Annotated in this window: 28 protein-coding genes; 11 read left to right on the top strand and 17 right to left on the bottom strand. The window is 61.6% G+C overall.

The features are described from left to right. The gene (locus KBZ19_RS01910; protein ID WP_255099558.1) at positions 1-1,074 is read right to left on the bottom strand and encodes an esterase-like activity of phytase family protein; all 1,074 of its coding nucleotides are present in this window, start codon (positions 1,072-1,074) and stop codon (positions 1-3) included. Between the two features lie 597 nt (positions 1,075-1,671). Between KBZ19_RS01910 and KBZ19_RS01905 the strand changes: the two genes are divergently transcribed. Next, positions 1,672-1,944 (top strand): hypothetical protein, encoded by a 273-nt coding sequence (locus tag KBZ19_RS01905; protein WP_255099557.1) that lies wholly within the window; start codon positions 1,672-1,674, stop codon positions 1,942-1,944. A 34-nt stretch (positions 1,945-1,978) separates the two neighbouring features. Here KBZ19_RS01905 and fldA read toward each other — a convergent pair whose 3' ends face one another. Then, entirely contained in the window at positions 1,979-2,503 is a 525-nt protein-coding gene (fldA, locus tag KBZ19_RS01900) for a flavodoxin FldA (protein WP_255099556.1), read from the bottom strand. Between the two features lie 157 nt (positions 2,504-2,660). On the opposite strand from fldA, the gene KBZ19_RS01895 reads away from it, so the two are divergent. Continuing rightward, complete coding sequence (locus tag KBZ19_RS01895) at positions 2,661-2,969, top strand: hypothetical protein (protein WP_255099554.1); 309 nt, start codon at positions 2,661-2,663, stop codon at positions 2,967-2,969. 178 nt (positions 2,970-3,147) lie between these two features. On the opposite strand, the gene KBZ19_RS01890 is transcribed toward KBZ19_RS01895, so the two are convergent. From KBZ19_RS01890 to KBZ19_RS01880, 3 genes are all read right to left on the bottom strand, one after another. Further along, positions 3,148-4,173, bottom strand: a complete 1,026-nt coding sequence (locus KBZ19_RS01890; RefSeq protein WP_255099553.1) for a chlorophyll a/b binding light-harvesting protein — start codon at positions 4,171-4,173, stop codon at positions 3,148-3,150. A 262-nt stretch (positions 4,174-4,435) separates the two neighbouring features. After that, positions 4,436-4,720 carry a ferritin-like domain-containing protein gene (locus KBZ19_RS01885; RefSeq protein ID WP_255100028.1) on the bottom strand — a complete coding sequence of 95 codons (285 nt, stop codon included), beginning with the start codon at positions 4,718-4,720 and terminating at the stop codon, positions 4,436-4,438. After that, positions 4,711-4,980, bottom strand: a complete 270-nt coding sequence (locus KBZ19_RS01880; protein WP_255099551.1) for a ferritin-like domain-containing protein — start codon at positions 4,978-4,980, stop codon at positions 4,711-4,713. Before KBZ19_RS01880 ends, KBZ19_RS01885 begins: the two co-directional genes overlap by 10 nt. A 437-nt stretch (positions 4,981-5,417) precedes the next feature. On the opposite strand from KBZ19_RS01880, the gene KBZ19_RS01875 reads away from it, so the two are divergent. Next, complete coding sequence (locus KBZ19_RS01875) at positions 5,418-5,654, top strand: hypothetical protein (RefSeq protein WP_255099550.1); 237 nt, start codon at positions 5,418-5,420, stop codon at positions 5,652-5,654. Positions 5,655-5,799: 145 nt separating this feature from the next. On the opposite strand, the gene KBZ19_RS01870 is transcribed toward KBZ19_RS01875, so the two are convergent. Beyond that, the gene (locus tag KBZ19_RS01870; RefSeq protein ID WP_255099549.1) at positions 5,800-6,960 is read right to left on the bottom strand and encodes an ABC transporter ATP-binding protein; all 1,161 of its coding nucleotides are present in this window, start codon (positions 6,958-6,960) and stop codon (positions 5,800-5,802) included. Between the two features lie 478 nt (positions 6,961-7,438). Here KBZ19_RS01870 and KBZ19_RS01865 point away from each other — a divergent pair, with 478 nt between their 5' ends. Then, the gene (locus tag KBZ19_RS01865; RefSeq protein ID WP_255099547.1) at positions 7,439-8,014 is read left to right on the top strand and encodes a ferritin; all 576 of its coding nucleotides are present in this window, start codon (positions 7,439-7,441) and stop codon (positions 8,012-8,014) included. Positions 8,015-8,174: 160 nt separating this feature from the next. Here KBZ19_RS01865 and KBZ19_RS01860 read toward each other — a convergent pair whose 3' ends face one another. Beyond that, positions 8,175-8,441, bottom strand: coding sequence for a hypothetical protein (locus KBZ19_RS01860; protein ID WP_255099545.1), 267 nt, complete (start codon positions 8,439-8,441; stop codon positions 8,175-8,177). A 73-nt stretch (positions 8,442-8,514) separates the two neighbouring features. Then, a complete protein-coding gene (locus KBZ19_RS01855) occupies positions 8,515-9,111 on the bottom strand; it encodes a Crp/Fnr family transcriptional regulator (protein ID WP_094510892.1) in 597 nt (198 codons plus the stop codon). Between the two features lie 290 nt (positions 9,112-9,401). On the opposite strand from KBZ19_RS01855, the gene KBZ19_RS01850 reads away from it, so the two are divergent. Then, positions 9,402-9,614, top strand: a complete 213-nt coding sequence (locus KBZ19_RS01850; RefSeq protein ID WP_255099544.1) for a hypothetical protein — start codon at positions 9,402-9,404, stop codon at positions 9,612-9,614. Here the strand turns inward: KBZ19_RS01850 and KBZ19_RS01845 are convergent. The 5 genes from KBZ19_RS01845 to KBZ19_RS01825 form a co-directional block, all read right to left on the bottom strand. Then, positions 9,565-10,047 (bottom strand): Fur family transcriptional regulator, encoded by a 483-nt coding sequence (locus KBZ19_RS01845; RefSeq protein ID WP_255099543.1) that lies wholly within the window; start codon positions 10,045-10,047, stop codon positions 9,565-9,567. The two genes, KBZ19_RS01850 and KBZ19_RS01845, sit on opposite strands and share 50 nt — an antisense overlap. Before the next feature lie 101 nt (positions 10,048-10,148). After that, complete coding sequence (locus KBZ19_RS01840) at positions 10,149-11,141, bottom strand: lysylphosphatidylglycerol synthase domain-containing protein (protein WP_255099541.1); 993 nt, start codon at positions 11,139-11,141, stop codon at positions 10,149-10,151. Continuing rightward, entirely contained in the window at positions 11,141-12,382 is a 1,242-nt protein-coding gene (gene larC / locus KBZ19_RS01835) for a nickel pincer cofactor biosynthesis protein LarC (RefSeq protein ID WP_255099539.1), read from the bottom strand. Before larC ends, KBZ19_RS01840 begins: the two co-directional genes overlap by 1 nt. Before the next feature lie 5 nt (positions 12,383-12,387). After that, complete coding sequence (locus tag KBZ19_RS01830) at positions 12,388-13,086, bottom strand: hypothetical protein (protein WP_094510889.1); 699 nt, start codon at positions 13,084-13,086, stop codon at positions 12,388-12,390. 4 nt (positions 13,087-13,090) lie between these two features. Then, positions 13,091-13,876: a hypothetical protein gene (locus tag KBZ19_RS01825; protein ID WP_255099537.1), complete on the bottom strand. Its 786-nt coding sequence runs from the start codon at positions 13,874-13,876 to the stop codon at positions 13,091-13,093. 166 nt (positions 13,877-14,042) lie between these two features. Here KBZ19_RS01825 and KBZ19_RS01820 point away from each other — a divergent pair, with 166 nt between their 5' ends. After that, positions 14,043-14,993 carry a M48 family metallopeptidase gene (locus tag KBZ19_RS01820; RefSeq protein ID WP_255099536.1) on the top strand — a complete coding sequence of 317 codons (951 nt, stop codon included), beginning with the start codon at positions 14,043-14,045 and terminating at the stop codon, positions 14,991-14,993. On the opposite strand, the gene KBZ19_RS01815 is transcribed toward KBZ19_RS01820, so the two are convergent. Continuing rightward, positions 14,938-15,234 (bottom strand): hypothetical protein, encoded by a 297-nt coding sequence (locus KBZ19_RS01815; RefSeq protein WP_255099535.1) that lies wholly within the window; start codon positions 15,232-15,234, stop codon positions 14,938-14,940. The genes KBZ19_RS01820 and KBZ19_RS01815 overlap by 56 nt on opposite strands. 65 nt (positions 15,235-15,299) lie before the next feature. Here KBZ19_RS01815 and xth point away from each other — a divergent pair, with 65 nt between their 5' ends. Then, on the top strand, positions 15,300-16,145 hold the full coding sequence (xth, locus tag KBZ19_RS01810; RefSeq protein WP_094510887.1) for an exodeoxyribonuclease III: 846 nt from the start codon (positions 15,300-15,302) through the stop codon (positions 16,143-16,145). 167 nt (positions 16,146-16,312) lie between these two features. Then, a complete protein-coding gene (locus KBZ19_RS01805; RefSeq protein WP_094510886.1) occupies positions 16,313-16,786 on the top strand; it encodes a hypothetical protein in 474 nt (157 codons plus the stop codon). Positions 16,787-16,864: 78 nt separating this feature from the next. On the opposite strand, the gene KBZ19_RS01800 is transcribed toward KBZ19_RS01805, so the two are convergent. The 3 genes from KBZ19_RS01800 to KBZ19_RS01790 all read right to left on the bottom strand — a co-directional run bounded on the left by KBZ19_RS01800 (position 16,865) and on the right by KBZ19_RS01790 (position 19,372). Further along, entirely contained in the window at positions 16,865-17,656 is a 792-nt protein-coding gene (locus KBZ19_RS01800; RefSeq protein WP_255099534.1) for a DUF305 domain-containing protein, read from the bottom strand. 121 nt (positions 17,657-17,777) lie between these two features. After that, entirely contained in the window at positions 17,778-18,497 is a 720-nt protein-coding gene (locus KBZ19_RS01795) for a glutaredoxin (RefSeq protein ID WP_255099532.1), read from the bottom strand. A gap of 221 nt (positions 18,498-18,718) precedes the next feature. Beyond that, positions 18,719-19,372: a TMEM165/GDT1 family protein gene (locus KBZ19_RS01790; protein ID WP_255099531.1), complete on the bottom strand. Its 654-nt coding sequence runs from the start codon at positions 19,370-19,372 to the stop codon at positions 18,719-18,721. Positions 19,373-20,436: 1,064 nt separating this feature from the next. On the opposite strand from KBZ19_RS01790, the gene KBZ19_RS01785 reads away from it, so the two are divergent. The 3 genes from KBZ19_RS01785 (at position 20,437) to KBZ19_RS01775 (ending at position 26,458) form a co-directional block, all read left to right on the top strand. After that, positions 20,437-21,573 carry an alpha/beta hydrolase gene (locus KBZ19_RS01785; protein ID WP_255099530.1) on the top strand — a complete coding sequence of 379 codons (1,137 nt, stop codon included), beginning with the start codon at positions 20,437-20,439 and terminating at the stop codon, positions 21,571-21,573. Between the two features lie 778 nt (positions 21,574-22,351). Further along, complete coding sequence (locus tag KBZ19_RS01780; RefSeq protein WP_315856311.1) at positions 22,352-25,669, top strand: beta-ketoacyl synthase N-terminal-like domain-containing protein; 3,318 nt, start codon at positions 22,352-22,354, stop codon at positions 25,667-25,669. 177 nt (positions 25,670-25,846) lie between these two features. Beyond that, positions 25,847-26,458 (top strand): hypothetical protein, encoded by a 612-nt coding sequence (locus KBZ19_RS01775; RefSeq protein ID WP_255099528.1) that lies wholly within the window; start codon positions 25,847-25,849, stop codon positions 26,456-26,458. Positions 26,459-26,943 lie beyond the last annotated feature (485 nt).

Genomic DNA, 26,943 nt, shown 5'->3' with positions numbered 1-26,943 from the left:
TCAGGGACGCGCCGGACAGCGGGGGGCGATCCGGGCGATCCGGTTCGCCTGCAGCACGTTGAAGTTGTCGTCGCTGGCCAGCAGCAGCGTGGGGCGTCCATCGGCCAGGGCCGGGCCCACGGCGAGGGCCTCCCAGTTGTCGGGGCTGAGCCCGGCCGCCAGCAGATCCCACTGCCGCACCGGTGCAAGTGGTGGGGCGTGCTCACCTGCGGGCCGGCTTGCCGGCAGGGGGAACTCCACCAGCCGCGCCCACCAGCGGTTCGGCGCGGCATAGCCCCGCACCAGCCCCAGCAGCAGCCCGGAGCTCGGCGGGGCCAGCAGCTCGGTGAGGCCCCACTGGGGACCCTCCAGCGCCACCGCCAGACGCCCAGCCGGCAGAAAGGCAGGCTGCGGGGCTGCGGTCTCAGGGGTGGTTGGGGAGGCGTTGCCGGCCAGGCTCCTGGCCAGCGGGCCGAAACGCAGCAGGCGCAGCGAACCCTCCGGGTCCTGCAGCAGGGGCCGCTCGGCCGCCAGCAGTAGAGAAGGGGGCAGGCCTGAACCGCCCGGCGCCGCTGGCGACACCGGCAGCAAGGTCAGCGCTTCTGGCCCTTGGTTCGACCCCAGGCCCCGCCCCGGCGCCGCCTGCCAGTCCGCCGGCAGGTCAAACGCCTCCTGCAGGCGCCCCGTGGCCCGCTGAAAGCGCAGCAACCGCGGCGGCTGCTCCAGCGTGCGGCGCCCCTCGCTCACGATCCAGAACGATCCGCCCTTGATCACCAGCCCTTCACCGTCGAGGGTGTGGGCAAACGGCTGGCCGTTGGCATCGGTGAGCCTCAGCCGCCGGCCGACCACCGGCGGTATGCCCCCGCTCTCCCCGAGACGCGCGACGCCATGCAGCGGCACCAGGAAGGGTGCGGGGGCGTCGCTGAGCAGCCACAGGCTGCGGCCCTCCGGGTCCATGGCAGTGGCTGAGAAGCCACCGAGCGGTTGGCCGTCGGTGCCCTCCCGGGGCAGCTTCACCTCGGCCAGCAGCTGCCAGCTCACCTCTCCCGGACAGGGCAGCACCCAGGCTGGCTCCGCGGGAGGCTGCAGCGTCACGGTCAGGGGTGCTACGGGAATCACAGCGATCAGAGACGGCTCCAAGGCCCACGATGGCGCTGCTCCAGCTGCAGTGGTGCCTCACGAAGGCCTGGTCGTCCGCAACTGGCTCCGTGGTCAATCTGCGGAAGAGGAATGACAGTGCAGATCAGGACTTGTGGCCCAACGAAGACGTGCCCTAGATGCGTCGACGATGGATCAGGCAAGGATCCTGTGACAACGACTGTTGATCGCCCTTGATGCGCGGCATGCCGCTGGAGCGCACGGGTTGGGGGGACCTTGAATCCTGAACGCACCGCGCTTGATGAACATCCTGCAGAGGCAGTCAAGCCACAGGCCTTGGATCAAGGACTGATTGCACAGTTGATCCAGGCTGTGTGCTGATCCAGGATCAGCCTGAGCATGATCAGCCAAACCTGGATCAACTAAGCCCGGATCAGTCAAGTCCGGATCAGTCTGCTCAAGATCGACGAGTCATGATCCCCTTCGTCATGATCAACCTTCTCGGGAGGACATGGAGAATGATGAGCCAGTACGTCGTTGGTTTATTTGCTACGCCCGTGCGTCGCATTTTCAAGGCAAGGCACAGCACACCCCATGAAGATGATCTCATCGCACTGCCATGGCGTGATCGTGATGGACGAGTCTCAGATGCACTCAAGCGAAGAGAACGAGATCCTCAATCGCATCCTGCAGCTCACCAGCCTCAGGGATTGGTGCATGGAACGCCTTTCACTGCTGTCGTTGCGATCCGATCTGGAAGATGCCCGCTGCCTGACCAGTGAGCATCTTGAGATGCTGGTGGAAACCAATGCCTGGAACATCCTCTGGCTTCCCTCCTGTTGGAGAGCCCGTAATGACGAAGGCTGACGCAATCGCTACCCAGAGGATTGGCTTCAGAGTGTCAGAACATCCCGGGAGCTTCTGATTGCAGCTGCTTTACCCACAGCGCAAGTCGTTCATCAGTGACATCGGGTTCACTGTCTTCATCGAGAGGCAGGCCGCAGAACAGCCCATTCACCACACTCTTTGATTCTGAAAAGTCGTAGCTAGCGGGTGATACCCTGCCGACCATTCTGGCCCCAGACTGGATGAATGCCGTGTAGAGCTCTTCCATGGCATCGCAGAAGTAATCGGAGTAGGAGGAAGAATCTCCCAGGCCCACAATCGCCACCGTTCGACCGCTCATCTGCAGGTCAGGGATGCTTTCCACGTGGCTGTCCCAGGCGGTTCCGGAGCGCATCGAATCTGCTCCGGTGTTCCAGGTGGGCACGCAACAGATCAGGTCGCCCGAAGCTTCCAACTCCTCGGTGGCGTCGAGATCACCCACATCCTGCACGCTGGCAGAGGGTCCGATCAGCTCAGCGAGGCGGGTGGCAACGTCCTCCGTTTTTCCGGTGGTGGTGGCAAACAAGATGCGAACGGGCATTGTGCTGAATCAGAACGTTGATGTTCTAATCACCAGCAGTCCTTGTGGAGCTGTGTGGAACGACATCGACAGGTGACATTGCCGACATAAGCTCAGCATCAATGGATTCAGGCGATCAAGTCATCAACGTTACGTTGATCCTGTTGCCTTGTATTCCATGCCCAACACGCTCAGTTTCACAGCCATCTCCTCCTGGCCCTCCTGTGCCTTTACACCCCACCACAGCAACACGCCAGCCGTCCATGGGCCGGCTTTGCTGGGCAAGATCCGCCAGCATCAGCCCATCCAGAAGCTCAGCCTGGAGTATCCGCGTCTCACCCAGGAGCAGCTTGCCCTGGTGCAGGGCATCCAGGTGCAGGAACAGACATTGGCTCAGCTTTATCAGGAGTTGCAGGCGGTTGAGGTGATCAAGGCTGAGCTTGAACGGGAGCTGATTGATTCTCTCAGTCCTGTGTCGCTACTCTGACTTTCAGCGTGCAGCCGCCCGCAGCAGAAAGCCCTGGCCGGAAGGCCAGGGCAAGTTGTGAATCTCACAGTCGCGGTTCTGACAGCTGGGCTTCCCCTGGTTGCGGTAAACGCGGACGAGTTTCCACAGTGTTTCACCTGTGGAGGTTCAACAGCGGTGTTCACTCAACGTTGGAGTTTCAGGCAGTCTCCATCATTTCAAGTGCCTTGCCTACCCGGCGGAAATCAAAGCCGAGAGCCCGCAGAGCGTGCCAGAGATGGCCCTGCAGGAAGAAGAAGGCCAGAAAGAAGTGGGCATTCGCCAGCCAGGCACGAGCGGTGTGAACCCCCAACGGCAGATCCACGCTGTCGGCGAAGTAGGGAGAGAAGGAAAATTTCAGCGTGAGCGCAGGCCCAAAGAATTCCACCGGATACACGGTGGTGTTCGAGGCACACCAGAGGCTGGCCACAAATCCCATCAAGGCCATCGATCCAATGGAGTAAGACAGAATCGATTCGGCCGATTGAAGAACCAGCTTGCGTGCGAAGGGCAACGGTGGCACCAGGATGTGCCATACCCCTCCCACGGTGAGCATGAAGGCGATCACCACATGGCCACCGATCACATCTTCCAGGCTGGAGATCGAGAGGAAGCTGGTCTGATAGCCCCAGATTGTGGCCAGATCCACGTGCGGTTGCACGGTTCGAACCGCTTGAAGGGCAGGGTCGTAGATGCCCACCCGTTTGGCCAGTTCAACAAACGCAATGGCTCCCAGGCCCAGGAAGATCAGGTGATGGCCCAGGATCACCCCCAGCTTGGCAGGGTCTTCCCAGTCGAAGTTGAAGCGCTTGGCGCCGCCCTGCGTGGTGCCAAGGTCGGTGGGGGCACGGAAGAGGTGCCACATCCCTCCGGCGGCCAGTACGGCGGCGCTCACCAGGTGGAAGGCGGCGATGGCGATGATCGGCTCCGCATGGGCGATCACACCACCTTCCCCAACGCCAAGACCAAGGCGCGCCAGGTTTGGCAGAAGAATCAGGCCTTGCTCACCCATCGGCTGAGCAGGGTCGTAACGGCTGAGCTCGTAGATGGTGAACGAGCCCGCCCAGAACATGATCAAGCCGGCATGAGCAGCATGCGCTGAAATGAATGTGCCGGCTTCATTGGTCACCAGTGAATTGCCTGCCCACCAGTCAAAATTGACCTTTGGGTTTCCGTACGATTGCATCAAGCTTGCGCGAGGCAGCGTCAATGTAAGTTGAAGCTCAAGCGACTGATGCGTATGAAATGACTATCTGGCAGCTGATTGCGTACGGGATTGTGTATCAATGAAGCGTTCGTGTCGTGCCTTTGCGGACAATCACCGAGGCCATGCGCTTGGTTTGGAGTTGGCGGGGCAGTGGCTGAAACCTCACCAGAACGGCTTCCTTCAGGAACAGGCCACTCGTCACAACGCCCCAGAAGCCCCTCACCACGGGCAATGGCGACTCTCAGGCGGCGCCACCACCACCGCCACCCCGATAGCGGCTGGCCGCACGCTTCACGCTGGCGAGAGCGGTGCCATCAAGGAACTGCTGATCCAGGAGCAACAAGGCGGCGGAGTTGTCCCCTGCCAAGCGCAGACGCTGCAGCACAAAGCGGGCTTCCGCCTCTTCCTGGATCTGTTCTTCGACAAACCAATCCAACATGGCGGAAGCGCTTCGCTCCCCATCTGCTTCCGCCAAGGTGTACAGACGGTTGATGGAGGCTGTGACGGCTTTCTCCATCACCAGCACCTGATCGAACAACGCCTGGGTGGAGTCCCAGGAGCGTTGCGGCGACTGAATGGTGGGCAGAACACCTGTTCGTCACAGTCGAGCAGATAATCGATCATGCGGGAGGCATGACCTCGCTCCTCATTGCTTTTGTTGAGCATGTATTCGGCGAAGCCGGCAAGATCCTTCTCCCGCAGCCAGATCGACATCGACAGGTAGCTATGGCTGGCGTGAAACTCAGCCTCCAGGTGGGTGTTGATCGCTTGCGTCAACTCTTTCATGTGGTTCGTTCAGTGATGTCTCTCTTGATCTAGCAACCTGAGTGCTCCCCGTGAGCCAGAGTTCACAGGTTGTCGTGTCTGCCCGGAGAGGGTATGAGCGATTGCACACGACTGCCCTTCGAACCATCGATCACCACCGCTCGTGACTTTCATCGCGTTGATCGGCTGCTGCTTCAGAGAGAATCTGCCGACAACAACCTGCAATCTCTGAACCTCCTGATGCCATCAGCTGTGGTTGCGACTTGCGCCATGCGTTGTGGTTGCGATCTGTAGTCCACGATTTGTATCACGATCACCAAGCCTTTCCGTCCATGTGTGACAGAACCAGGCTCTTCCATCCATGACCGACCCGGAGACGTTCTGAAACCCATGATCTGCTGGTTGTCATCCCTTCCCGACTCCACTGAGTTCTCCCTGACCCCCAAACGGATCCGCCCATGCCCAATGATTTTCCCGGTGAACTTCCCAGCCTGCCCGTGGAGCAGCGCACCAGGAAGCGCACCGATGAGCTCTGTGCCATTCAGCAATGGTGCCTGGAGCGTATGGCCCAGCTGGAGAGGCAAGGCAACAGTGCCGCTGCTCGCTGCCTTAAGTCTGAGCATCTCGAAGTGCTCAGGCAACCAGACAGCCATCGCACGTTATGGATGCGCATTGAATATGACCCTGAGGGCTGATCCGGCGCTGAGTGGCATTCCTGTTCGCTGGAGGTGCCATTGGCCACAGAATGAGGCGCTGAAGATGACAGCACCTCTGACTGATTGCACCCACACTGATGGCGGAGACGGACTCCCTCACCAGGTGGGCTGAGGGAGTCTTTCCTCAGCTCGGAACAAATGTGGGTTGAGGGCTGGACGTGGCTGGAAAGGTTTTCACCACGGCAGCAGGCCGCAGACGCAAGGCGCAGTGCTGGCCGATCTGCAGCGGCATGTCCATGGGTCTGCGTACACGCAGGCGCACATCCCCCTGCTCCACCTGATAGAGCCAGCTGCGGCCCAGAAACTCGCGGCCCATCACTTTGCCGGCGCCGGAATCGTCCGCCTCCAGCTCAATGTCGTCGGGGCTCACCAGCACCTCCACGGCTGCTTCCTGAACACTCAGGCGCGGGAGGGAGGGACCGCTGAGCGGCTGCACCGGCCCCAGCAGTGTGTGCAGATCCGAGCCCTGCCACCAGGCCGGCAGCACATTGCCTTGCAGCACGAAACGCCCCACGAAGGAGGTGGCGGGTTGGTGGACCAGTTGCTGAGGGCTGGCGCATTGGTGCAGACGACCGTCATGAAGCACCGCCACCCGATCACAGATCGCAAGCGCCTCTTCGGGGTCGTGGGTGACGATCAGTCCGCTCGTGCCGCACTGCGCCAGCACGGTGGGCAATTCGCTGCGCAGCCGCAGCCGCACTTCCACATCCAGGTTGGAAAAGGGCTCATCGAGAAGCACCACCGCCGGTTCCGGCGCCAGAGCGCGCGCCAGGGCGAGCCGCTGACGCTGGCCACCGGAGAGCTCGTGCGGGTAGCGCTCCGCCAGTTCACTCAGACCCAGCAGGTTGAGCAGCCAGGCGGCACGGCCCTTGTTCTGCCGTTGTCTGAGACCGAAACAGACATTGCCCCAGGCCGTGAGGTGGGGGAACAGGGCGTAATCCTGAAAGACCATGCCCACGCCCCGGCGCTCGGGAGCAAGGCAGCAGTTCGGACCGGACACCTCACGGCCCGCCAGGCGGATCACGCCCCGCTGCGGCCATTCGAAGCCGGCGATCAGGCGCAGCAAGGTGGTTTTGCCACAGCCGGATGGGCCCAGCAAGCCCACCAGTTCGCCCCGCTCAAGACGCAGATCAATGCCTTGCAGGGTCCATTCCGAACCGCCGCAGCCACCGGGAAACCGGTGCCACAGACCTTGCAGTTCGATCGCGTGGAGAGAAGCAGGATAGGGCGCGTGGAGAACAGTGGAATCGGGAGATGGGCGGTCAGATTGATGCGACTGCAGCATGAATCAGGCCTCCCCTGTGCTGACGACGGCCTGAAGGGTGATCCCCATCAGATGCTGGCGGCACCGGAAACGAGGTCTCCAAGGTGCCGGCAGCTGGCGGCCCAGAGTGGCGACTACGAACCGCAAATCGGATTGCCATTGATGCTGCTGCGTGATCAACGTCCGCAGCGGCAGCAGCCGCCTTTCCAGTTCGAACACTTTGAACGCTTGCACCCTTTCTTCTTGGCGATTCGGATGCGATCGCGACGTTGCCGTGTGGCTGTGGGTTGGGTGGCAGTGAGTTGTTCAGAGTGAGAGGCCGCTCCGGCCATGGCATTCAGACAGACTCCATTAACTCTAGGTGGTTGAGCTGGCGACTTTCCCATTGTGATCACCTCAGGGTGTGACAAATCGAACATGCCGCTGTGCTGGATCGAGCCGCTGAACTGTTCGCCCTTCCGCCTCTCTAAGCTGAGTCGGCATCAAGCGGATTGCACCCATGGTTCTTGGCACTCAGCACGCCACTGGCACCCTCCTGAGCGGCGGGCGGCCGGTGGCCCAGCCCATGCAGGAGGTGCTGCTTGAGGCGCTTCAGCAGCATCTGGCGATGGAATTGAACGCCAGCTCCGCCTATTGGGCCCTGGCCGTCTGGTTCGCCGAGCGCGATCTGCGTGGCTTCTCCCGCACGTTCAAGGCGGAATCGGATCAGGAACGCAATCACGCCGGCCTGTTCGCCGATTACCTGATCGCCCGGGGCCAGCCTGTGGTTCTGGGCGGTATCCATGCGCCCAAGCAGGTGTGGAACGACATCGAGGACGTGCTTCTGTCTGTTTTTCAGATGGAAGTGGATGTCACCACCTCTTTGCATCAGTTGTATGCATTGGCAGAGCAATCCGGCGATGTGCGCACCACTGTGTTTCTGGATCCCTTGATTGATCAGCAGACGGCCTCTGAAGATGAGGCGGCCCACCGGCTCGGTCGTTGGCGCCTGGCTGGTGGCGAATCTGCGGCGCTGCTGATCCTTGATGCCGAGCTCGAGGGTGGCAAAGCAACACCGTCCAAACTGGCGGCATGATTCCGGCCTGAAGGTGCCTGGAGATCGGCGGTGTCTGTTTGGTCTTGAGCATCATTTCCACCGCTTGTTCAGCCTGAGGCCTATCCGCTGTGACCAGGCCATGGCTCTGGTTGTTTGCTTCAGGCCCGCTTGCTCTTTGAACGGCTTCGTACACGGTTCATCAGGCCAGGCTGTGGCGGCGGCTGAGTTCCACCAGAAAGGCCACACTGAAGGGATCCAGTCCTGGGGCACGGCGTAGTGCCAGACCGACAGCGTGCACCTCGGCCTGTCGCAGCGCCATGCGCTGCAATTCACCCTGCAGTCTGCGGATCAGGCCGGCATCACGGCAGCGCGTCAATTGCGTGGCGATCTGGCGCCGCCGGCTGAGCAGCTTGCCCATTTCACGGCACAGGCTGCCCAGCAGGCTGTCGGCGGGGCCGTCGTTCAACGGGGATAAGGGCGATGGGGCCTCTCTGCAGGGGGGCAGGAGTGAGGAAGAGCACACCACGATCTGCGCTCCCTCAAGCCGCTGCCAGCGGGGCGGACTCCACCAGGGAAGGGGCCACGCGCATGCCCGTCTGGCCGCTGGGCGCTTCCATCAGTTCTGCCTGCCGGATCCGCGAGATCAGCCGGGTGGTGGTGACGCGGGTGGTGCCGATCAGTTCACCGATGCGTTCGTGGGTGAGGCGGAAGGGAAGGTCGCACCAGGGACCGCAGCGGCGCCCCAGACGGCGCACCAGCAGACCGAACAGGGCATGGAGCCGTTGCTCGGCACTGCCGAGGTGGCGGATGCGCAGCAGTTGCAGCGTCCATTCATTGACGGGGTCAAAGCCATCACCCGTGCCCGCTTCGCCGTCACTGCGGAAACACAGGGGCGTGAGCGCCTCCACGCAGACCCCTTCACTGCAGAGACGGTCGGTGCGCAGTTGATCGCCGGGTTGGAGAAAGGCGAGGGTCATGCCCTCGGTTTCCTCGCAGGGGCAGTACACCCGGGCGATGCCTTCCAGCACCTCGATGCAACTGCCACTGGGACGGTGCAGGGGATCGAGGAGCACCGTCTGGCCGGTGGGCATGCGTACAGCAGCCGCGGGCTGATCGGGCAGAAAGCGGAAACTCACGGATGGGGCTTATTGAGAATGACTCGCACTCTAAACAGCTGTGCCGCCTTTTTGCAAGTGGTTCTCAATAGCAACTGGTAGTTGCAAGCCCTGGACGCCGGCGGGGGGTTCCTGGCGTCGGATCGCCTGTGGACGATCGGCCACCTGGTACTTGCAGGTAAGGACTGGGGCTCTGGTGGCCTGGGCTTTGGCAACGGCGTCTGGTGCTATTTGGGCGCTTCGCATGTGGTGACGGTGCTGGCCTTTGTGCGGCGTCGACGCAACCTGATCCCATTCCCACTTCCTTCCCCATGCTTCGCATCCGCGGTGATCGTGCTTCCCTGCTGGCCGCGCTGGCCACCAACTGGGCCCATCAACAGCTCGGCCTCACGGCTCCGGAGCTGGGCTTCCCTGGAGCCGCCCTGGTCACGGCTGTGGACCAGGGCCAGAGGGGGGCGGCTGCAGTGGCGCCGCTCAGCGTGGGGCCGCAGCGGCACAGCGGGGACACAGCGCCCGCACGGTGAGCACACACTCCAGCAGGCGGAAGCCGTGGGTCTGGGCGGCCGTTTCTCCTGCTGCCATCACCTGCGCGCTGTCGAACTCCTCGGTGCGGCCGCAGCTCACGCATACGAGGTGGTGGTGATCGCGGTGGCTGTCGCTGGCCAGCTCAAAGCGCCGTCCGCCTTCCGGCAGCTCCAGTTCCCGCAGCAGCTCCAGGGCACTGAGCAGGCGCAACGTGCGGTACACAGTGGCCAGTGACACGCGCGTCTGCTCCCCCAGCAGCCGTTGGTGCACTTCTTCGGCACTCAGGTGGCTGCCTTCACCGATGCGGCGGAACAGATCGAGCACCCGCTGGCGCTGGGGCGTCAGCCGCTGCCCGCGGCCGTGGAGGCTGTTGCGCAGGCCTTCAGGAATCGCGGGAACCTGGCCCCTACCAATGGCTGAACGGGTGGGCACCAGGTGGGCGGCTGTGCTTCTCAACAATAGATGCTGTTGCGAATCCTGGACAGACCATGGCGTTGTCGTGATTGTTCCGTTCTCGACAGCCTGTGCACCGATCAGGCGCGTTCACTGGCCAGATGTTCGTCCAGGCGGGCCGTGAGTGCCCCGAACAGGTCGGCCACGGTGACAACCACGCGGTAGCTGAGGGCCACCGCCAGCAACGGCGCCTCCGGCACCTGGCCGCCGAGCCGGAGCACCAGCACAGCTTCGAACACCCCGAGGCCCCCGGGAGCACCCGGCACCACCAGCCCGGCCGTCCAGGCCAGGGCGAAGCCCGCCAGCCAGACCGGCCAGCTGAGTGACAGCTGCTGATCGAAGGCGATCACGGCGCAGGCAAAGCCGGCGAAGCGCAAAAGCACGAACGGGACCTGGGCCAGCAGGGGCAGCAGCGGGTAGCCGGGCAGAGACACCGGCGGCAGTTTGTCAGTGGCGTCATCGAGCGAGAGCTGGCGCGCCCGCTGCCGCTGCAGCCGGTTCAGAACACGGTTCGACCAACCCGGCATCAGGCCGATCAACGGCAGCGGCGCCACCAGTGCCAGCCCGTCTTGCCAGCCGCCGATCGGCACCATTGCCAGGGCGGCACTCGCCGCCAGCAGGGGATCGAGCAGCACGGCCACCAGAGCCAGTGCCGTGCCCACGGGCTCGCGGCTGGCCAGCGGATGGGGCGCCTGAGGCGTGGGGCAATCGGCGGCTGGCGCTTCCGGCCCCGTCCGCAGCGACTGCACGCGTGAGGCCAGGTGCCAGAACCCGCCGGGCAGGTACTTGAGCAGGTTGCTGCGCAGGTAGAGCCGCACGCAGGTGTCCCAGCGGGGTCGTGCCCCCAGCCACTGCAGCCCCACGCTCCAGGCCAGCCCGTTGACCACCAGGCTCAGCAGGCTTACCCCCGTGCCGACCACCAGCCACAGCCATCCCTGTGGATCCAGTCGCAGTGCCAGCAGTTGCGGCGCATTGGCCAGCAGGGCGGCGAACAGAAAGCCGAAGCTGAGCAGGCTCGCCCAGAGCCGCACGCCGCCGGGCAGGGAGGTCACCAGGTGGCGCAGGTTGGGCATCAGTCCTGGTCCGGCATCGCCGCCGCATTGTGCTCGGCCAGGGCGGCCGGGTCGGCGAGCGCCTGCTGCACCGCCGCGCGCACCTGCCGCAGGCTGAGCTGCTCGCGCCTGGCCAAGGCGATCAGGTCGTCGTGCTCGGCCTTGAGCTGGCGCTGGCCATCGGGCAGCAGCGACACCTTCACCCGCACCGGCCCCCAGGGGGTGGCCAGCTGGGCCTGGTGGCGCGGCAGGCACCAGCGCTGCTGCAGCTGCTCCCGCACCCCGAGGCTGGTGCCATGCCGCCACCAGATCGCCCGCAGCGCTGGCGCCGCCTGGGGGTGTGCCACCACGCTGAGCAGCACGCCGCTGCGTCCCTTCTTCATCAATGCCGGCTGGCTGAACACCTCCAGGGCACCGGCCCGGCGCAGTTCGTCGGCCAGGAAGGCCAGATCTTCGGCGCTGGCGTCATCGATCTGCGCCTGCTGGAGCAGCACCGTTTCCAGCAGCATGTGCCCGGCCATCGGGGGGGCGCTGGCCTCGCCCAGCCAGAGCCGCAGCAGGTTGGGTCGATCGAGCACGCGGTGACCCAGGCCGATGCCCACGGCGCTGGGCACCATCGAGGGCTGGGCGCCGAAGGCCGTGGCCCATTCACTCAGCAGCGCCATGCCGGTGGGGGTGGTGAGCTCCCCGGCCGGCAGCTCAGCGGCGCCGGCCAGGGGCACCTGCCGCGCGCGCGCGAGCTCCAGCACCGCCGGGGCCGGCAGCGGCAGCAGGCCATGGGCGGAGCGCACCGTACCGTGACCGGCCGGCGGCGGCGCACAGATCAGCGGCTCCACCTGGAAGTGCAGCAGCCCGGCGCACACGCCCACCATGTCGACGAGGGCATCGACGGCCCCCACCTCATGGAAGTGCACCTGCTCAGGGGCATGGCCGTGCACCCGGCCCTCGGCTTCGGCCAGGCGGGTGAACACCGCCAGCACCCGCTGCTTCAGGGCCGGCTCCAGCGGCGCCACGCCGATCTGCTCGCGCAGCTCCAGCCAGTGGCGGTGCGGCGGATGCGGCTCCAGGCCCTCCACCGAGACGCGGGCGCCGCGCTGGCCACCGCTGCGGGCCTCGGTGACGGTGAGGCGGTAGGCGCCGGCCAGACCGAGTTGCGCCAGGGGGACCTCCACCACGGAGCGCGGCAGGCCCAGATCGAAGAGGGCGGCCAGCAGCATGTCGCCCGCCACCCCGGTCGGACAATCCAGATAGGCCAGCGCCATGGCGGTCAGCCGGGGGTGGGTGCCGCCTGGGGCTCCGTGCTGCGCAGCAGACGCGGGGCGGCGGCCACCAGGGCCTCGGCGCGCCCTTCCAGCTCGTTCTGCCGTGCCCGCAGCAGCTGCTCTACCTCGCGGCGGGCGCGGCGTTGCTCCAGCTGGGCGGTGGCCACATCAAAGCCGGAGAGACCCCAGAGACGCCCGAGCAGGGCCTTGTCGTCGGAGCCGCCGCGCGAGTTGCCGTAGAGAAGCTGTTCGGCCACCATGCCCGCCTGCAGCACCCGGCTCCAGCGGCGCAGCTCTTCGGCCGGCAACTTGGCGTGGGCCGGCAGCTCGAATTCGGTGCTGCCGTTGGCGCTCAGTCCTTCGCGCAGGCAGGCCAGGCTGCCCACCAGCACCCGCCGCACCGGCAGCTGGTCGTGGTCGGCGACGAGGGCATGGCCGGCCTCGTGCACCGCGATCCGGTGCAGCCGCCCCGCACCACCCGGCAGTGCTTCAGCCAGCAGGTGGCCGCCGCGTCCCCCGAAACGCAACGCATCGAGGCTGAGCGCGGTGAGGGCGCTGCCTGCGGCCAGGGCGATGATCCAGGGCGAGAGACCCAGCACCGGGCCGAGCACCGCCAGCAGCGTGATCGTCGCCACGGCGATGCCGGCGTTGAGCGCGGCGGTGGACCCATCCCCCACCGGCTTTGCGGGACCAGGCGTGGCCATGGCCTCAGCTCCCCGGGCGCCGGATGGCGGTGCGTTGAGGGTCGCGGACAGGGCTGCCCGCTGCTGCTCCGCTGGCCGGCGCCCCGCTGGCGCCCGATCCCACCGGAGCACCGGCGCGGCGGTCACCGCCGCGGGGGGCGCCACGGCCGACACCATCCCGCCCGTTGCCACGCCCTTTGCCACCGCGATTGCCCCGTTGGGCCACCGGACCGATCACCTCATACGACTCCACCCGCAGCGCCTGGCCATCGCGGCGCAGGTGCAGGGCCACGAAGTGACGCAGATGCTCCAGCGGGATCTCGCCGCGCAGCTGCAACTTGAACGGCTGCGGGCGGGTTTCCTCGCCCCGGGCCTGCTGGCGCACCTTCACCACCAGCTCACCGCTCTCCGGCCGGGTGAACACCAGCTCACCCCGCACGGAAAAGTAGCCATCGCCTTCCGGCAGCTGGTCCACCGTGGGATCGGCAGCAGCATCCGCATCGGGAGCATCTGCTTCGGCGGCCAGCAGGGTGCTCGGTTCCCACACGCCCACGATCTGCAGGTGCAGGGTGCCGGTATCGCGGCAGCGGGGGTACACCACCCACAGGTGGGGCCTGTCCGGATCGAGGCGACGTCGCACCAGGCTCAGCACCCGGCCCAGCAGCACCGCTTCCAGCTCGGTGCCGTCTGCCGTGCGGATCAAGCCGCGGGTGTCGTGCTCCGGATCGGTGGCCACGTACTGACCCTGCACCACGCCGATGGCCCGGTACTGCATCGGCTCGGTGACCGGGGAAATCGGATGGAGGCGCATTGGAGCGGGCGCTGGCAGAGAGGGCTGGCGGGGGATCCTGCGGGAGCGAACTCCTGACGGGATCAGGGTGTTGGGGGCGTGATCAGGGGTGATCCGCCGTTCCGCGGCCCGGAGCGGAATCTAGCTGTGCCTTCAGGCGTCAGACTTGCCGCAGCCACCCCTGCACATGTCGCCCCGTTCGTCCGTCGGCTCAGCCCTCTCCAGGCGCTCCGGGCTGCTGGCGGGCTTCGGCGTGGCCCTGCTGGTGCTGGCCTCGCTCATCGGCGGCTGGTGGCTTGGCCGGCAAGGCCCCAGCACCAGTGCCGAACTCCGTTCCCGCCAGGTGTTGCAGCAGGAGATGCTGCGGTTGCGGCAGCAACAGGCCGATGGCCAGGCCAGTGATGTGGAGCAGCGGCGCCTGCTGCAGTTGTTGCTGGCGCTGGAGCAACCGGCGGAGGCCACCCAGCTGCTGGAGGCGATGGCGGATCAACAGCCCGATCGCTGGTCGTTGCGGTTGCTGCTGGCGGAGCTACGCCGCGACCAGAACGATCGGGCCGGCGCCGAACGGGAAGTGCGTCAGCTGCTCAACCTCAAGTCCGACCGCATCGAGGCCCTGCAGCTGATGGCGCTGCTGCAGCTGGAACAGGGGCGCGGCGCCCAGGCCCAGACGCACCTCACCAGCGCCTATGTGGCGGCCACCAAGCCGCAGCTCCAGCCCCAGGCCCTGCCGATCGGCCTGATCCTCGCCGACCTGATGCTGCAGCGCGGCCAGCTGGAGCAGGCGGATGGCCTCTACCGCAGCCTTGCCGCCAGCTTCCCCGGCGATGTGCGGCCTGTGCTGGCCCGTGCCCTGCTCAAACAACAGCAGGGGAACAGCAAGCTGGCGCTGGAATTGATCGCCAAGGCCCGGGCGATGAAACCCGAGCAATGGGATGCACGGGTGGATCAGGTGGCCGCCAGCTGGGGCCTGAAACCCCTGCAGCGGCCAACGAAGGGAACAGCCACCAAGAACCCGGCCCCCACCAGCGATCCGCCGGCGCCGTCCATCAGCAGCCCGGATGGGGCCACAGGCGCTGGGGCTCCTACGGCCCCTTCACTCCCGCAGAACCCGGCGTGGGCTGCGCCTCCATCTCTCTGAGCGCCCGGTCGATGGCGTCGCCCGGCGGTGTGGCGTTGTCCATGGCACTGCTGCGGCGCAGCTGGTTCATCAGCTCCAGCGGGTTGGTGGCATCGAGCACGCTCTTGGGCCGCTCGCCCGGGCCGTCGAACACGTTCTGCTGCTTGGTGGGCGGCGCGTAGGGGTTGTCAGCGCGTGCCTCAGGCATCGTCAGCGGCACGGCGAGCACGGCAAGGGCCGCAAGAGCCACGGGACGGACCATGACGGGTGACCTGAGGTGACGGAACGTGAGTCAATGCTAGGGGTCTTCGACTGACGCCTCCGCCCATGCGCATCGCCACCTGGAATGTGAACTCCATCAGGATGCGACTGGAACAGGTGACCGCCTGGCTGCAGCGGGAGCGGCCCGATGTGCTGTGCCTGCAGGAAACCAAGGTGGAGGATGGCAAGTTCCCCGCCGAAGCCTTCACCGCCCTGGGCTACGCAGTGGTGATCAGCGGCCAGAAGGCCTACAACGGGGTGGCGATTCTCAGCCTGTTGCCGCTCGAGCAGGTGTGCGTCGGTTTTGAGGCCCTGCTGCCCGGCGACCCCGAAGCCGTGGCGCTGGGGGAACAGAAGCGGGTGATCAGCGCCCTGGTGGACGGCGTGCGGATCCTCAACCTGTACGTGCCGAACGGCTCGGCGCTGACGTCGGAGAAGTATGCGTACAAGTTGGCCTGGCTCAGCTGCCTGCGCCGTTATCTGGCGGCCCAGGAGCAGGAAGGCGATCCGCTCTGCATGGTGGGTGACTTCAACATCGCCCTTGACGACCGCGACATCCACGATCCTGAGCGCCTCAGCGGCGGCATCATGGCCAGCGCGGCGGAGCGCGAGGCGCTCACGGCGGCGCTGGGGGAGCGGCTGGTGGATGTGTTCCGCGTGTTCGAGCCCGACAGCGGCCACTGGAGCTGGTGGGATTACCGCACCGGTGCCTGGGACCGCGACCGGGGCTGGCGGATCGATCACATCTATCTCAGTGCGGAGCTGCTCGCCTGCTCCACCGGCTGCGTGATCGACAAGGGGGAGCGGGGCCACGACCAGCCCAGCGACCATGCGCCGGTGGTGGTCAATCTGGAGCTGCAGCAGGACGGTGACGCTGACGAGGACGGGGAAGCTGACGACGCTGCGAGCTGAGTCACTGGTGATCACCTAGCCCCTGAGCCCGACAGCCGCCTTGCTCTGCTGGGCCGCCGCCGTGGATGGGGCCGACGGCCGAGGGGGGATTTGTGAGCGTGTTCTCAGGCCATGGAGGTAAAACGTTCTCAACGTTTCAGCAGCGCCTTACGATCGCCGCCACTCGCATGCCACTCATGCTCTCCCGCCTGCTTCCTCTGCTGGCTGTGCCGCTGCTGATCGGTTCGACTGGCGTCGCCTCCACAGCGCAGACGTGCCGGTTTCTGCAGCCGATTGGTGGCACGGGCAGTCCGATCGTGGCCAAGTCGGTGGGTGCGGGCAGGATCTTCGGCAAAACCAACTGGAACACCGATTTCATCGTTGATCAGCCCTACAGCAGCTTCAAGTTCTTTTTCACCGCCAATTCTTCCGACGCCAATGCCACCTATCCGGTGGAGGCCTTCATGAAGTTCACCGATGGCTCCAACCTTCAGGTGGTGAATGAATCGATGAACCCGCCGATCGGCCGAGGCCGCATGTTCGGTCCGTTCCCTGCCATTCCGGGCAAACAGGCCAGCCAGATGAATTTCAAGGTGGGAGCCAGCAACGACCCGGGCGCCCTGGGCTTCAGCTATCGCATCTCCGTGCAGGGCTGCAACTGATCACGGCGGGGCCCCAGGCTGATCCGATCTCTCTCCTTTTCTGCTGGGGGCTTCAGCCTGCGGTACAGCGGGACTTGATCAGAGCCGGAACAGGGGGTCGTAGCGGTAGTACTCAGGCTTGCGCAGGCCCTCCACAGCCAGCATCCGGCGCAGCTCCATGATTTCGGCGCGCTGCGCCACGATCACCCCGCGGGCAAACCGACGGATCGTGGGGTTGGTGCTCTTGGCCAGAGCATCGTGCGCCATCACCAGTGCGCCGCCGTGGTGGTCGAGCATGCCTTCGAGGAACCACACCACCCGGTTCTGCGGTGTAGGGAGCGCGCCCATCATGCGCATGCCGTCGATCTGGGCCTGGCTCATACGGGTGAGGCCGCTGAGGCTGTTGGGATCCCCACCGCTGGCCAGCGCCACGGGATAGACGGGCGCCTGGGGGTACCAGGCCCGGCGCCAGAGGCCCATCGCCCGGATCTCATTGGCCTGATCGCGCCAGATCGCCTTGCCCAGCGCCCCCACGCCCGGCTGGCCGATGCCGAAGACGATTTCACTCATCCGCAGCGCCCCGGTGTGGTGCTGAACCATGCCGTCGATGAAGCGCAGGTCGTAGGTGGCGCCTGCAGGGCCCACGTCATGGGCGTGGCTGCTGTGGTCGTGGTGGCTATGGTCATGGCCGGCATCGCCTGGGGCTGGCCTGGCCGCGGGAGTGTTGCCCGGTGTGCCGGTCATTCCGGGTACGGCGTGATGGTCGCCGTGCTGCCCGTGGTGGTCTGCGTGGCGCTGCAGGTCCGGGGGAGTTTGGGCCAGGCCGGGGGCTGCCAGCACGAGGGCGGTGGCCAGGCCCATCAATGCGGCGGGAGCAGGGAAGGTGCGCATGGGGTCGGGCTGGATTGGCCCCACCGTATGGTCTCCCCCCTACTGGAGAGTCAAGTGGGCTGCGGGCTGCCGTGTGGCTCCAGGTTTGCGGAACCTGCCGGGCACGCCGTGGCGTTGCCCTTCAACCCCTCAGCAGCATCCACAGCCCCATGGCCACCATCGCCCCGTTTTCCAGCACGCTCACCAGGCCCAGTGGGGTGCGGCTGTTGCCGCCCACGCAGGCGCAATCAAGGTCGAGCTTGTCGACATAGACCGCCTTGATCACCGACACCCCACCTTCCAGGCCCATGGCAAGCGCCAGCAGGGCGATCGGCGCGGCCTCGAGGCGAGCCAGCAGCGCCAGACCCAGCAGCAGTTCGAGGTAGGGGAACACGCTGGCGTAACCCCCCAGCCACCGGGTCAGCACGTTGTACTTGCGGAAGGAACGGCTGAACGCCGGTGGATCCATCAGTTTCAGGCAGGCCAGCAGCGCCAGCGCCATCCCCATGAAGCCCCCCGCGCCGTTGCCGAGCGCCAGCGCGATCAGCGCCGCGATGGCAAACACGGTGATGACTGGCCTGTAGCTACGACCCCCCGGCTGGCGTGGTTTGACCCCGAGCCGCCGGGCCAGCTCTGAGTAGCCGCCGATGCGTTCGCCCGCGGCGAACACCTGCGGGGTGGTGCTCACCCCATGGGCCACCTTGAATCGCTCCACCTCCTCCTGGCTGAGCAGCAGATGGTCGTCGTAGGGAATGCCCAGCTCCTGCAGCAGGCCTACCGCCAGCTCGCCATAGGGGCAGACGTGGCCGGAGATGGCGATGCGATGCAGCCGCACAGGTGGTGGTAGGCGGGCGGGCGTCATGGCTGATCAGGCAGTGAGCCTCACCGTATGGTCTCCTCTCAGCTGGAGAGTCAAGAGGTCGTCTGGAGAGTTTGCCGCGTGGTGAGCCGGCGCAGGCCGCCTCTGCCAGGGGGCGCCGACACCTTGCGCAACAGACACGACCGGGGCAATGCGTCGGGCCCCTCGATCCACAGCCCCTTGACCCGCCTGGCGCGGTGATCCGTAGCGCAAGCCGGCGGGATTCAGCGCATGGCCTGCTGCAGGGCGAACAGGCCGAAGGCCAGGAACAGACCGCCACTGAGCCGGTAGAGCATCTGCTCGCTGATCTTCTGGCCGATCCACTTGCCGGCTCCCACCGCCAGCCCGGTGACCAGGGCATGGCCGCCCAGGGTGCCCGCCAGCAGCGCGCCGAAGGGGAAAGAGGGCGCCGTGGCAAGAAAGATGGTGGCGAACTGGGTGCGATCTCCCAGCTCGGCGATGAACACCAGCGCGAAGGATTCCCAGATCACTGCCAGCGGCGTGGTGATCCGGTAGCGGCGCTCGGCCGCCTCAACGGCCTCTTCCGCATCTCCGGCCTCAGCCGCGGCAGCCCCCGGTGCCATGGCCTGGGCGTCGATCAGCAGCTTGATGCCGAAGCCGAGAAACAACGCAGCTGCCAGCCACGGCACCACGCTGGCTGGCAGCAGTTCCCGCAGGCCATAGCCCATGCCCAGCGAGATGAGCGTGACGGCCGTGAGGGCCGCAAAGGAACCGATGAACACCCAGCGGGCCCGATGGCGGGTCGCCAAGATCAGGGCCATGAAGAAGGTCTTGTCGCCCAGCTCGGCCAGGGTGATGGCCGTGAAGCTGGAGCCGAAGGCAGCGGCCCCATGGCCGGTGAGGAAGGGAAACGCCATGCGCTCAACGACACCCTGAACGGATCAGAACCAAGGCGTCGGGGGCGGTCACTGTCAAGTCAGGTCCATGCATGGCTACTATGCATGAACATTCCCGCATGAACCATCCCCGCTACTGCCACAGATCCGATGGTGTGGCGACCCCTAGGTTTACCGACGGGCAGGCTTGAGCGACCCAAGTCCCAGAATACAATAAGAACACAGTAAAAAAGAACACAGTAAAACACATCACCGTCCCTGATCATTCTTTTGGGATCTCATCACTTGGCTGTGGTTTCGGCCGACAAGCTGCCGAGAGGCGGCAATGACGAGGAATCCATGGCCAAGTCACGCAATCCGTGAGAAGTTTCTCGCTGAGATGAACAAGCCGGGGCTCTGAGATGCACTGGTCGACTTAGCGAGTCTTTCAACTCCTAAAGCAGCTCCAATGCAGGACGACTGTCCAATGCGCTGGGTACCGTGCTGCTGATCCACCTGTTGCAGCAGCGGAAATCACTGAGCGATCCTGCGATGGAGGAGCCGCTGCCTTGATTGAACTGCTCACCATGCGGCGCCTTCCCGTCATCGCCAGCTGATTCTGCCTGCAATGGCGCCGATCCAGCCTCTGCTGGCGCGAGCCAGAAGTGGTGTGGATCAAGAAGCCGCCAGAAGAGCCGATACGGATTCTGGCAGCACCCTTGCCCTGGGAAGCTTGGAGAGCAGCCCAGGAGTGACAGTTGTCACGACGTTATCGTCAAGGCTGGCGGCACATTGTTCAGTTTCTAACCACGCCCCACAAAGAAAGTCAATACTGGTAGTGAATGTGGATTGAGGAGGAGTTGTTCGTGGTGAAAGTGACCGCAATGTGTCTGTCGTGGCGGAGCTGTGACCAAGACCAACCGAAAACCAGAACCGTGTCAGCCATTGTGGATCCTTCTGCAGCTGTCGTTGCCTGAAAGTGACTGCGAGAGAAGGTGTCAGGGTTGAAGATCAAGGGTTGAGGCAGATGTCCACACGCATCGATCGGATGACTCATCGAAGCCACTTCTATGGTGCATTTCGCCAAGCCCTGTAGGATGCTCAGGATGTCCGAGTTCGCATTGAACACCGTAATGGCGCACATCAAGGGTGATCACATGGAAGATTTAGTTATGACAAGTTCTGACCATTCACGTATTGAGGCACACCCATACATGGCCCCACAGTCGAGCTCTTTCAATGCCGCTGCTGCCAATCAACCTTCTGTATTGCCCGCAGTTTCTTCTGGTAAGTCACCAAGAAAGCTGAGGTTCCATCTTTTGATGCTGACAGCGTTTCTTCTGATGGATACGATGCTCTCAAGTTGTGCCATGGCACGGCCATTCAAGCGTCGCGTTGAGGGACAAAGGCAATCAGCAGCATCCAAACCAGTCAATGTGTCGACGAGTGGAACTGCTTACTCTCCATTGATCTCGGGCGCTCCAATTGGCAGTAACAAGCTTGATATCTATCCATGCAAGCAAACTTCCGGACGTCCATGCCCGACACTAGTCTATGTTCACGGAGGTTCTCTGATGAGAGGAGATAAGAGGAGCGTCGGCTCTATGCCGGAACTCTTTAATCGTAATGGCTTTTGCCTTGTCTCACTCAATTATCCAGTCTACGGGCGTCCCATCCCAGGTCTGATCGAGCAGCAAATGTCTGCACTGTCTTCTGCCACTGCATGGCTCAAGGGCAATCTTGGAAGGGTCAACCCATCATGCTCGATGAATGATGCTGCCATCATGGGACATTCAGCAGGTGCATACCTGGCATCGCTTCTTGCCACTAGTCCACAGTATGGAACGTCAGCAGATGCATATCAGAAGTTTATTCTGAATGACTCGAACTGGTACACGGGTAAAGTTGGAAGATACAAGGACAGTCTGGCGATTATCTTTGGTAAGAAAGCCGTAAGTGGCTCAGGTAAGAACTCTACTATCGCCAAATGGGTTCCCGCTCAGCTTGTTAAATCATCATGCCCGAAAGAGTCATCAGCCACCGATGTGATGATCATGTATTCAACGCAACGTCCCAAGAGTCAGCAAGCCGAAATCAGGTCATTCGCCAATACGCTGAATGGATGTTCCGCTTTCAATGCATCCCTTTCGGCTCATGGGTATGATCATAAGGCAATGCATACCAGCATCGGAAAGCCTGGCAGTACGACGGGAGCGGCCATCCTTGCATTTCTCAAGCGATGAGATAACGCCGATAACTGATAGGTAAAGGCCAGCCGCTGGAAAGGGCCTTTCTTATCAGTCTACATCGAAGCAACATCATTCTCGGTGTTGTCTCCCTACTCGACTTGATGAGTCCTTCACGGGCTTGTGATTACAATGACTAAAGGTCAATCGAACGGTCTGGTGGAGTCACTGGTTATCTGCACCACCCTTCATCTTCTCCTATGTACTTCCTGCACCGCAGTATCTGTGGCAAGGTCACAGATCATCTGGTCCATGGGCTCAACCAACCCAGGCTGAACTGACCCAGATACCATAGAGATGGCCTGGGTTGAGGCGATGGCTTTGACCACTTGTCAGATCAAGTTGGCCAGCGAAGGCATCAGCATGCTCCTGTGATTGTTGAGGTTTACCGGCATGGGCCCTGTCATTTTGCTTGGCCTAGCACGGTTGAATCGATGCCAGTCAACAGCATGATTTCAATGATTGGTAACCAAGATGACTTTCACATTTTAGTGATTCTGCTAGGAATAGCTGTTGGCTTGCTGTATCGCGATGAATTGACTACCGAGAGCCTTAACCAGGTCACTCCTCGTGTAAACGCATCGCTGGGCCTGGCCATCCCCTCCTGCCACGAATGGAGACGGAGAAGTCATGGTTACGTCAGGGTTCCTGCTCTCATTCGGACCATTCAGTACGTCTTGCGGTAAGACCTACGCTATCTGCCCCCCGCCATGTTGTCTCCGTGTTTTGGCGGTGTTCCCACAGTCCCGTCTGGACATACTCATGCTAGCCTGATATGAGTCACAAGGTTTCTATGCAGGGCTACGCAATTGTAGGCATGGCTTGCAGATATCCGGGAATCAAAGATACTTCATCATACTGGGATGCACTCGTCAGGGGTGAATCACTTCTGACAGAAATGAGCGATTCTTGGTCTAGGGCTTACTATAATCAATTCCAAGATAGATCAAATCCGCGCGAATCATACTCTACGATCTATACAAAGAAGTATGGATCTATCGCTAATAACAGCTGGATTGATTCCATTCGGTTTGCGTTCCCTCCTAACCTAGTTGAAGGAGACCCATCTCAGTATCTCTGCCTGCAAGTGGCCGCCGAGGCCATGGCTGATGGGTTGCGCGGACGTGCGCCGGATTGGATTCCTCATGAGCGTACAGGTGTGGTGGTTGGGATGGGTGACCATCCTCATCGAGGCATCGTAGGGGCGTTGATGAACGGCATGATCATGGAGCATTTTATTGATGTTCTTGCTGATTCTGTCGGTGCTGTTCTTAAAGGTGAGCGCAGAAAGCAGCTACGCTCACTCCTTTCATCGACCTATGAGTTGGTTGCTGATCCGGCTATAACACCAAACCTGATATCCAACGTAGTCTCTGGAACAATCGCCAACAGGCTTGGCCTCCTTGGCCCGAATTACCTTGTGGATGGCGCATGTACGTCTGGCATGATTGCAATTGATCATGCAATCAAGCAATTGGACGCTGGCGATGCCGACTTGATGTTGGTCGGTGGTGTCCAGGCAACAATGAACTTTCCTATCTACCAGTTATTTTGCACGATTAATGCTTTGTCTGAAGAGGGTATTTTCCCGATGTCAAAATCCGCATCCGGAACGCTTCTTTCCGAAGGTGTGGGCTTTGTCGCAGTAAAACGCCTTGAGGATGCGGTGCAGTCTGGAGATACGATTTATTCCATCATTCGGTCAGTTGCACTGGCCAGTGATGGAAAGGGCGAAGGGCTGTTGGCTCCAAACCGCCAAGGACAAGTCGTCGCGATGAAACGGACCTACGAAAAATGTAGCCTTGAGCCGTCGGATGTTTCCTTGGTGGAGGTTCATGCAACAGGAATCCCCCATGGCGACAACACAGAACTATCCTCAATGCTTGAGGTCTTTGGTGATTGTCATCGTGGTCTTTCAACCATTGCCATTGGATCAATCAAGTCATTGATCGGCCATACGATACCCGCATCGGGGGTGGCTAGCATTATCAAAATCTCTCTTGCTTTGCAGAACAGGCTAATTCCTCCTTCGATCTGCCCGGATCCGTTAGAGGCTGTTGCTGACCATTCAACTCCATTCTATATCAATCGCACATTGCGGCGTTGGGTGCATTCACCATCCAAGCCACGTGTGGCTGCCATCAATTCGTTTGGCTTTGGTGGGATTAACGGCCACTTACTTCTTCAGGAGTTTACCGCCCCTGATCAACGAAATTCGTCCCCAGTAGTTCTGTTCCCATACCAAGTCTCAAACACTCCCGATACCGCTGAGAATTCAGGGGCCCCCCTTGCAACTGATCTGTCTGGAAGAACGTACCGTGGGTTGCTTCAGTACAAGCAGCATGGTTATACCACGATTGGTCGAGCAGCCTTTCTGGAGGCAAGCTCCCGTGCCGAGTTGCAGTCATTGATCGCTGACATTGATGTTGATGAGATCCAGCAGGCGGTTCTCATCCGCAGATCGCCTGCCAAGGAGCAGACCGCAGAGGCTTCGCTCAGGCTCGTTGTCTTTGCGCCGTCACTCATGAAACTCAGTGAAGGGTTGCAGGATGCATCTGCTTGGCTAGGTGGCAACCCATCTTCTCAGGGACATCGTGGACGTAACTTTATCTATTCGGAGTCGACAAGCTCAAAGGGTAAGGTTGCATTTCTGGTTCCTGGAGAAGGTGTTCAGTCTCCAGAAATGCTTAGTGATCTCACAAAGAGTATTGATCTCTTTTCCTATTGGTACAGCTTCATGGACGGAGCCTTGGATCGGGATATTTCACTAGGCTTGGTTACCAGTATGCCGAACGCAGATCTTGATTGTGCTAAATCGGCCAATGCAAAGCGAATGGAACTTCTTTTTGCCCAAGACTCGGCCACGCAAATCATAGCTGCTTGCCTGATGTCTTTCTACGAGATTGCCTCTCGGATTGGACTTAGGCCTGACCAGCTTATTGGTCATAGCCAAGGAGAATCGAATGCAGTAATGCTTTCAGGCAGTCTTACCACAATGAAGAACGAAGACGACCTTCGGACGAGAGTAAGGCAGATTCATGATTTCTTTTCTCAGGCAGATTCAATCGATGAGTTTCCCGAAGGATCTACGTTTGCCATTTCCGGTCTTGAATCTACCCAGCTAAAGGAGATCCTTGAACGTCGTAGAGAATGGTCACTCATTTCAGATAATTGTCGCTCGCAGCGTATTGTCTTTTCTGAGGCTGCCTTCAGCAAGGAGCTTGAGGAGAATGTGCTCGCCGCAGGTGGATCTCTGTTGCCAACTCCTCTAACACGGCCTTATCATACTCGCTATTTTCAGCAAGGAGCTGAAACACACAGAAAGCTCTACCGCCAATTCCCTCATTCGATAAGGATTGAGCCTCAGCATGCAACTGTGTACAGCTGCCTGACCACTCAGCCTTATCCCAATGACTATGAAGAGGGCACACGCATCTTCATTGACCAGTGGGTTAATCCTGTTAGATACGAGGAGACAATTCGGAATATGTATGCCGATGGAGCTAGGTACTTTGTTGAGTTGGGTCCTAATACAACGTTGACTAGTTACACTAAAGAAGCTCTTTCTGAATGCTCTGATATCGTCGCCGTCTCGCTCGGCACCTCTCGTAAAGACAGCACCACTGCCTTCCTGCAATCGATAGCAACCTTATGGACGTCTGGTCTAGACCTAGACCTTGATGCTCTCGATGGCCTCTTTATTGAGCGCTATAGGACTGGCTTGACGATGGTGACGAGGCCTGCCGCTGCTGTTTCAGTTCTCTCCGAGATCCCTCAGTACAACTCCACAGGTCTCAAGGAGTTTCTTGCTTCCCTGTCTACGGATTCCCCGACTGCTGCCAACACAGATCGGCAGGCGTCAACAGCCCAATTGATACCTATCGAGGAGGAGAAGTCCATTCCTTCTCCTGTTGAATCAAATTCACCTGGCATCCGGGCTTCTGCCCTTCATTCCCACTCTTCCGAATTGGTTGGCTCACAGGAGGATCCAGCTTTGCAGCAGCAGCTGCTGCTGGAGCACAGCCGAACCATCATGGCGATTCTGGCTAGCGCTGATGCCACCTCAAAGCAAATCTTCAGTCAGGTTGATTGATCAGTGCAACTAATGCTTGTACGGGCAGTTGACCCATTCTTGAGCAAACAACTCTCTCACAAGTATCTATCTTCTTGCGAGCAGAGATATCTGTCGGCATGTAATCACCCTTCAAGAGTTTCTGATTATGTTACTAGCCGGCTTGCCGCTAAGTTATTGCTATGGAGATGGCTTCAGTTGTCCCCTGTTGCCGCTAAAGAGCTTTCCCTCTATGGTCTCCCAGCTCGTCCACCAAAACTCTATCTGCATCAGGCGATTCTCAACGAGTTACATGTTTCTGTTTCCCATTCCAAAGGCCTGGTTCTCGTTGGCATTACTGATAGTCAGCCATTTGGTGTCGATATTGAACACATCTCTGGGCATGATTGGACAGCCATCTTTGCCTTTATGCGCTGGCCGCTCCCCATCCCGCCACATCATTGGCAGATGGATCAGTATTGTTGTTGTGTCTGGGCAATATACGAAGCCGGATTCAAGCTTTTTGGTGGAGCAGTTGTACAGGCGGATTTCCGCTTGCTTTCCATCGATATTCCTGCGGACTGCACCGTGATTAGCGGTCTTCCATATTCTTTTACTGCCTCCTTCTCAACGCTGAGCTTCGCCGGAGAGGGACTTGTCTCCAGCGATTGGGTGATCGCTGTGGCTATGGAGCCTTTGCGTTCCACTGATGATTCTTGGTTTGATGGAATCACGGATGCTGATGTTAGCTGCGCGACAGTTCACCCACATGAACTATCCATTTCCCCTAAACCCAAAAGATCCATGCCATCCGAATCTCTCATGCATTGAATCGCATCCCATCGATTGAGTGCATCATTGACACCCAGCTTTTAGCATCAATGACAAGATTGGCAGATTTGCTGGTTCACAGGATGGAACACGTTTCTGCCGCGGACGTGGTAGCTGCAATCAGTGCCTGGTCGCTATGCCACTGATGGGGTGGTACGAACTTGAGCGTGTTGTGGTGCCGCCCATCTTCGCGAGAAGTCTGCGGCAAGGCGTTGCTGTGGTCAGCGTGCAGAACCAGCGGCTCCAGACGTCGATCACCAGGTAGAGAAACAGCCACACCCCGCACCGTGGTGGGCAGACAGGTGATGTCTTACGACCACACAGCAATGGATCGATACGCTCGCAGCCGCGGCACCGGGCCGTGGCTCCTATGACTGTTGTGTACGGCTCAGCGATGGGCCCGACCATGCGCGCGCAGCACCCAGTAACGGCTGGACTCGGAGCCGAAGACGAAGTGTTCTCCGGAGGAGTTGAATAGGTCCTGA

This window comes from Synechococcus sp. L2F, from assembly GCF_024345695.1.
In the GTDB taxonomy this organism is placed as follows: Bacteria; Cyanobacteriota; Cyanobacteriia; order PCC-6307; family Cyanobiaceae; genus MW101C3.
The sequence above is the reverse complement of the archived record's forward strand: the minus strand, read 5'-3'. Positions and strand labels throughout refer to the sequence as shown.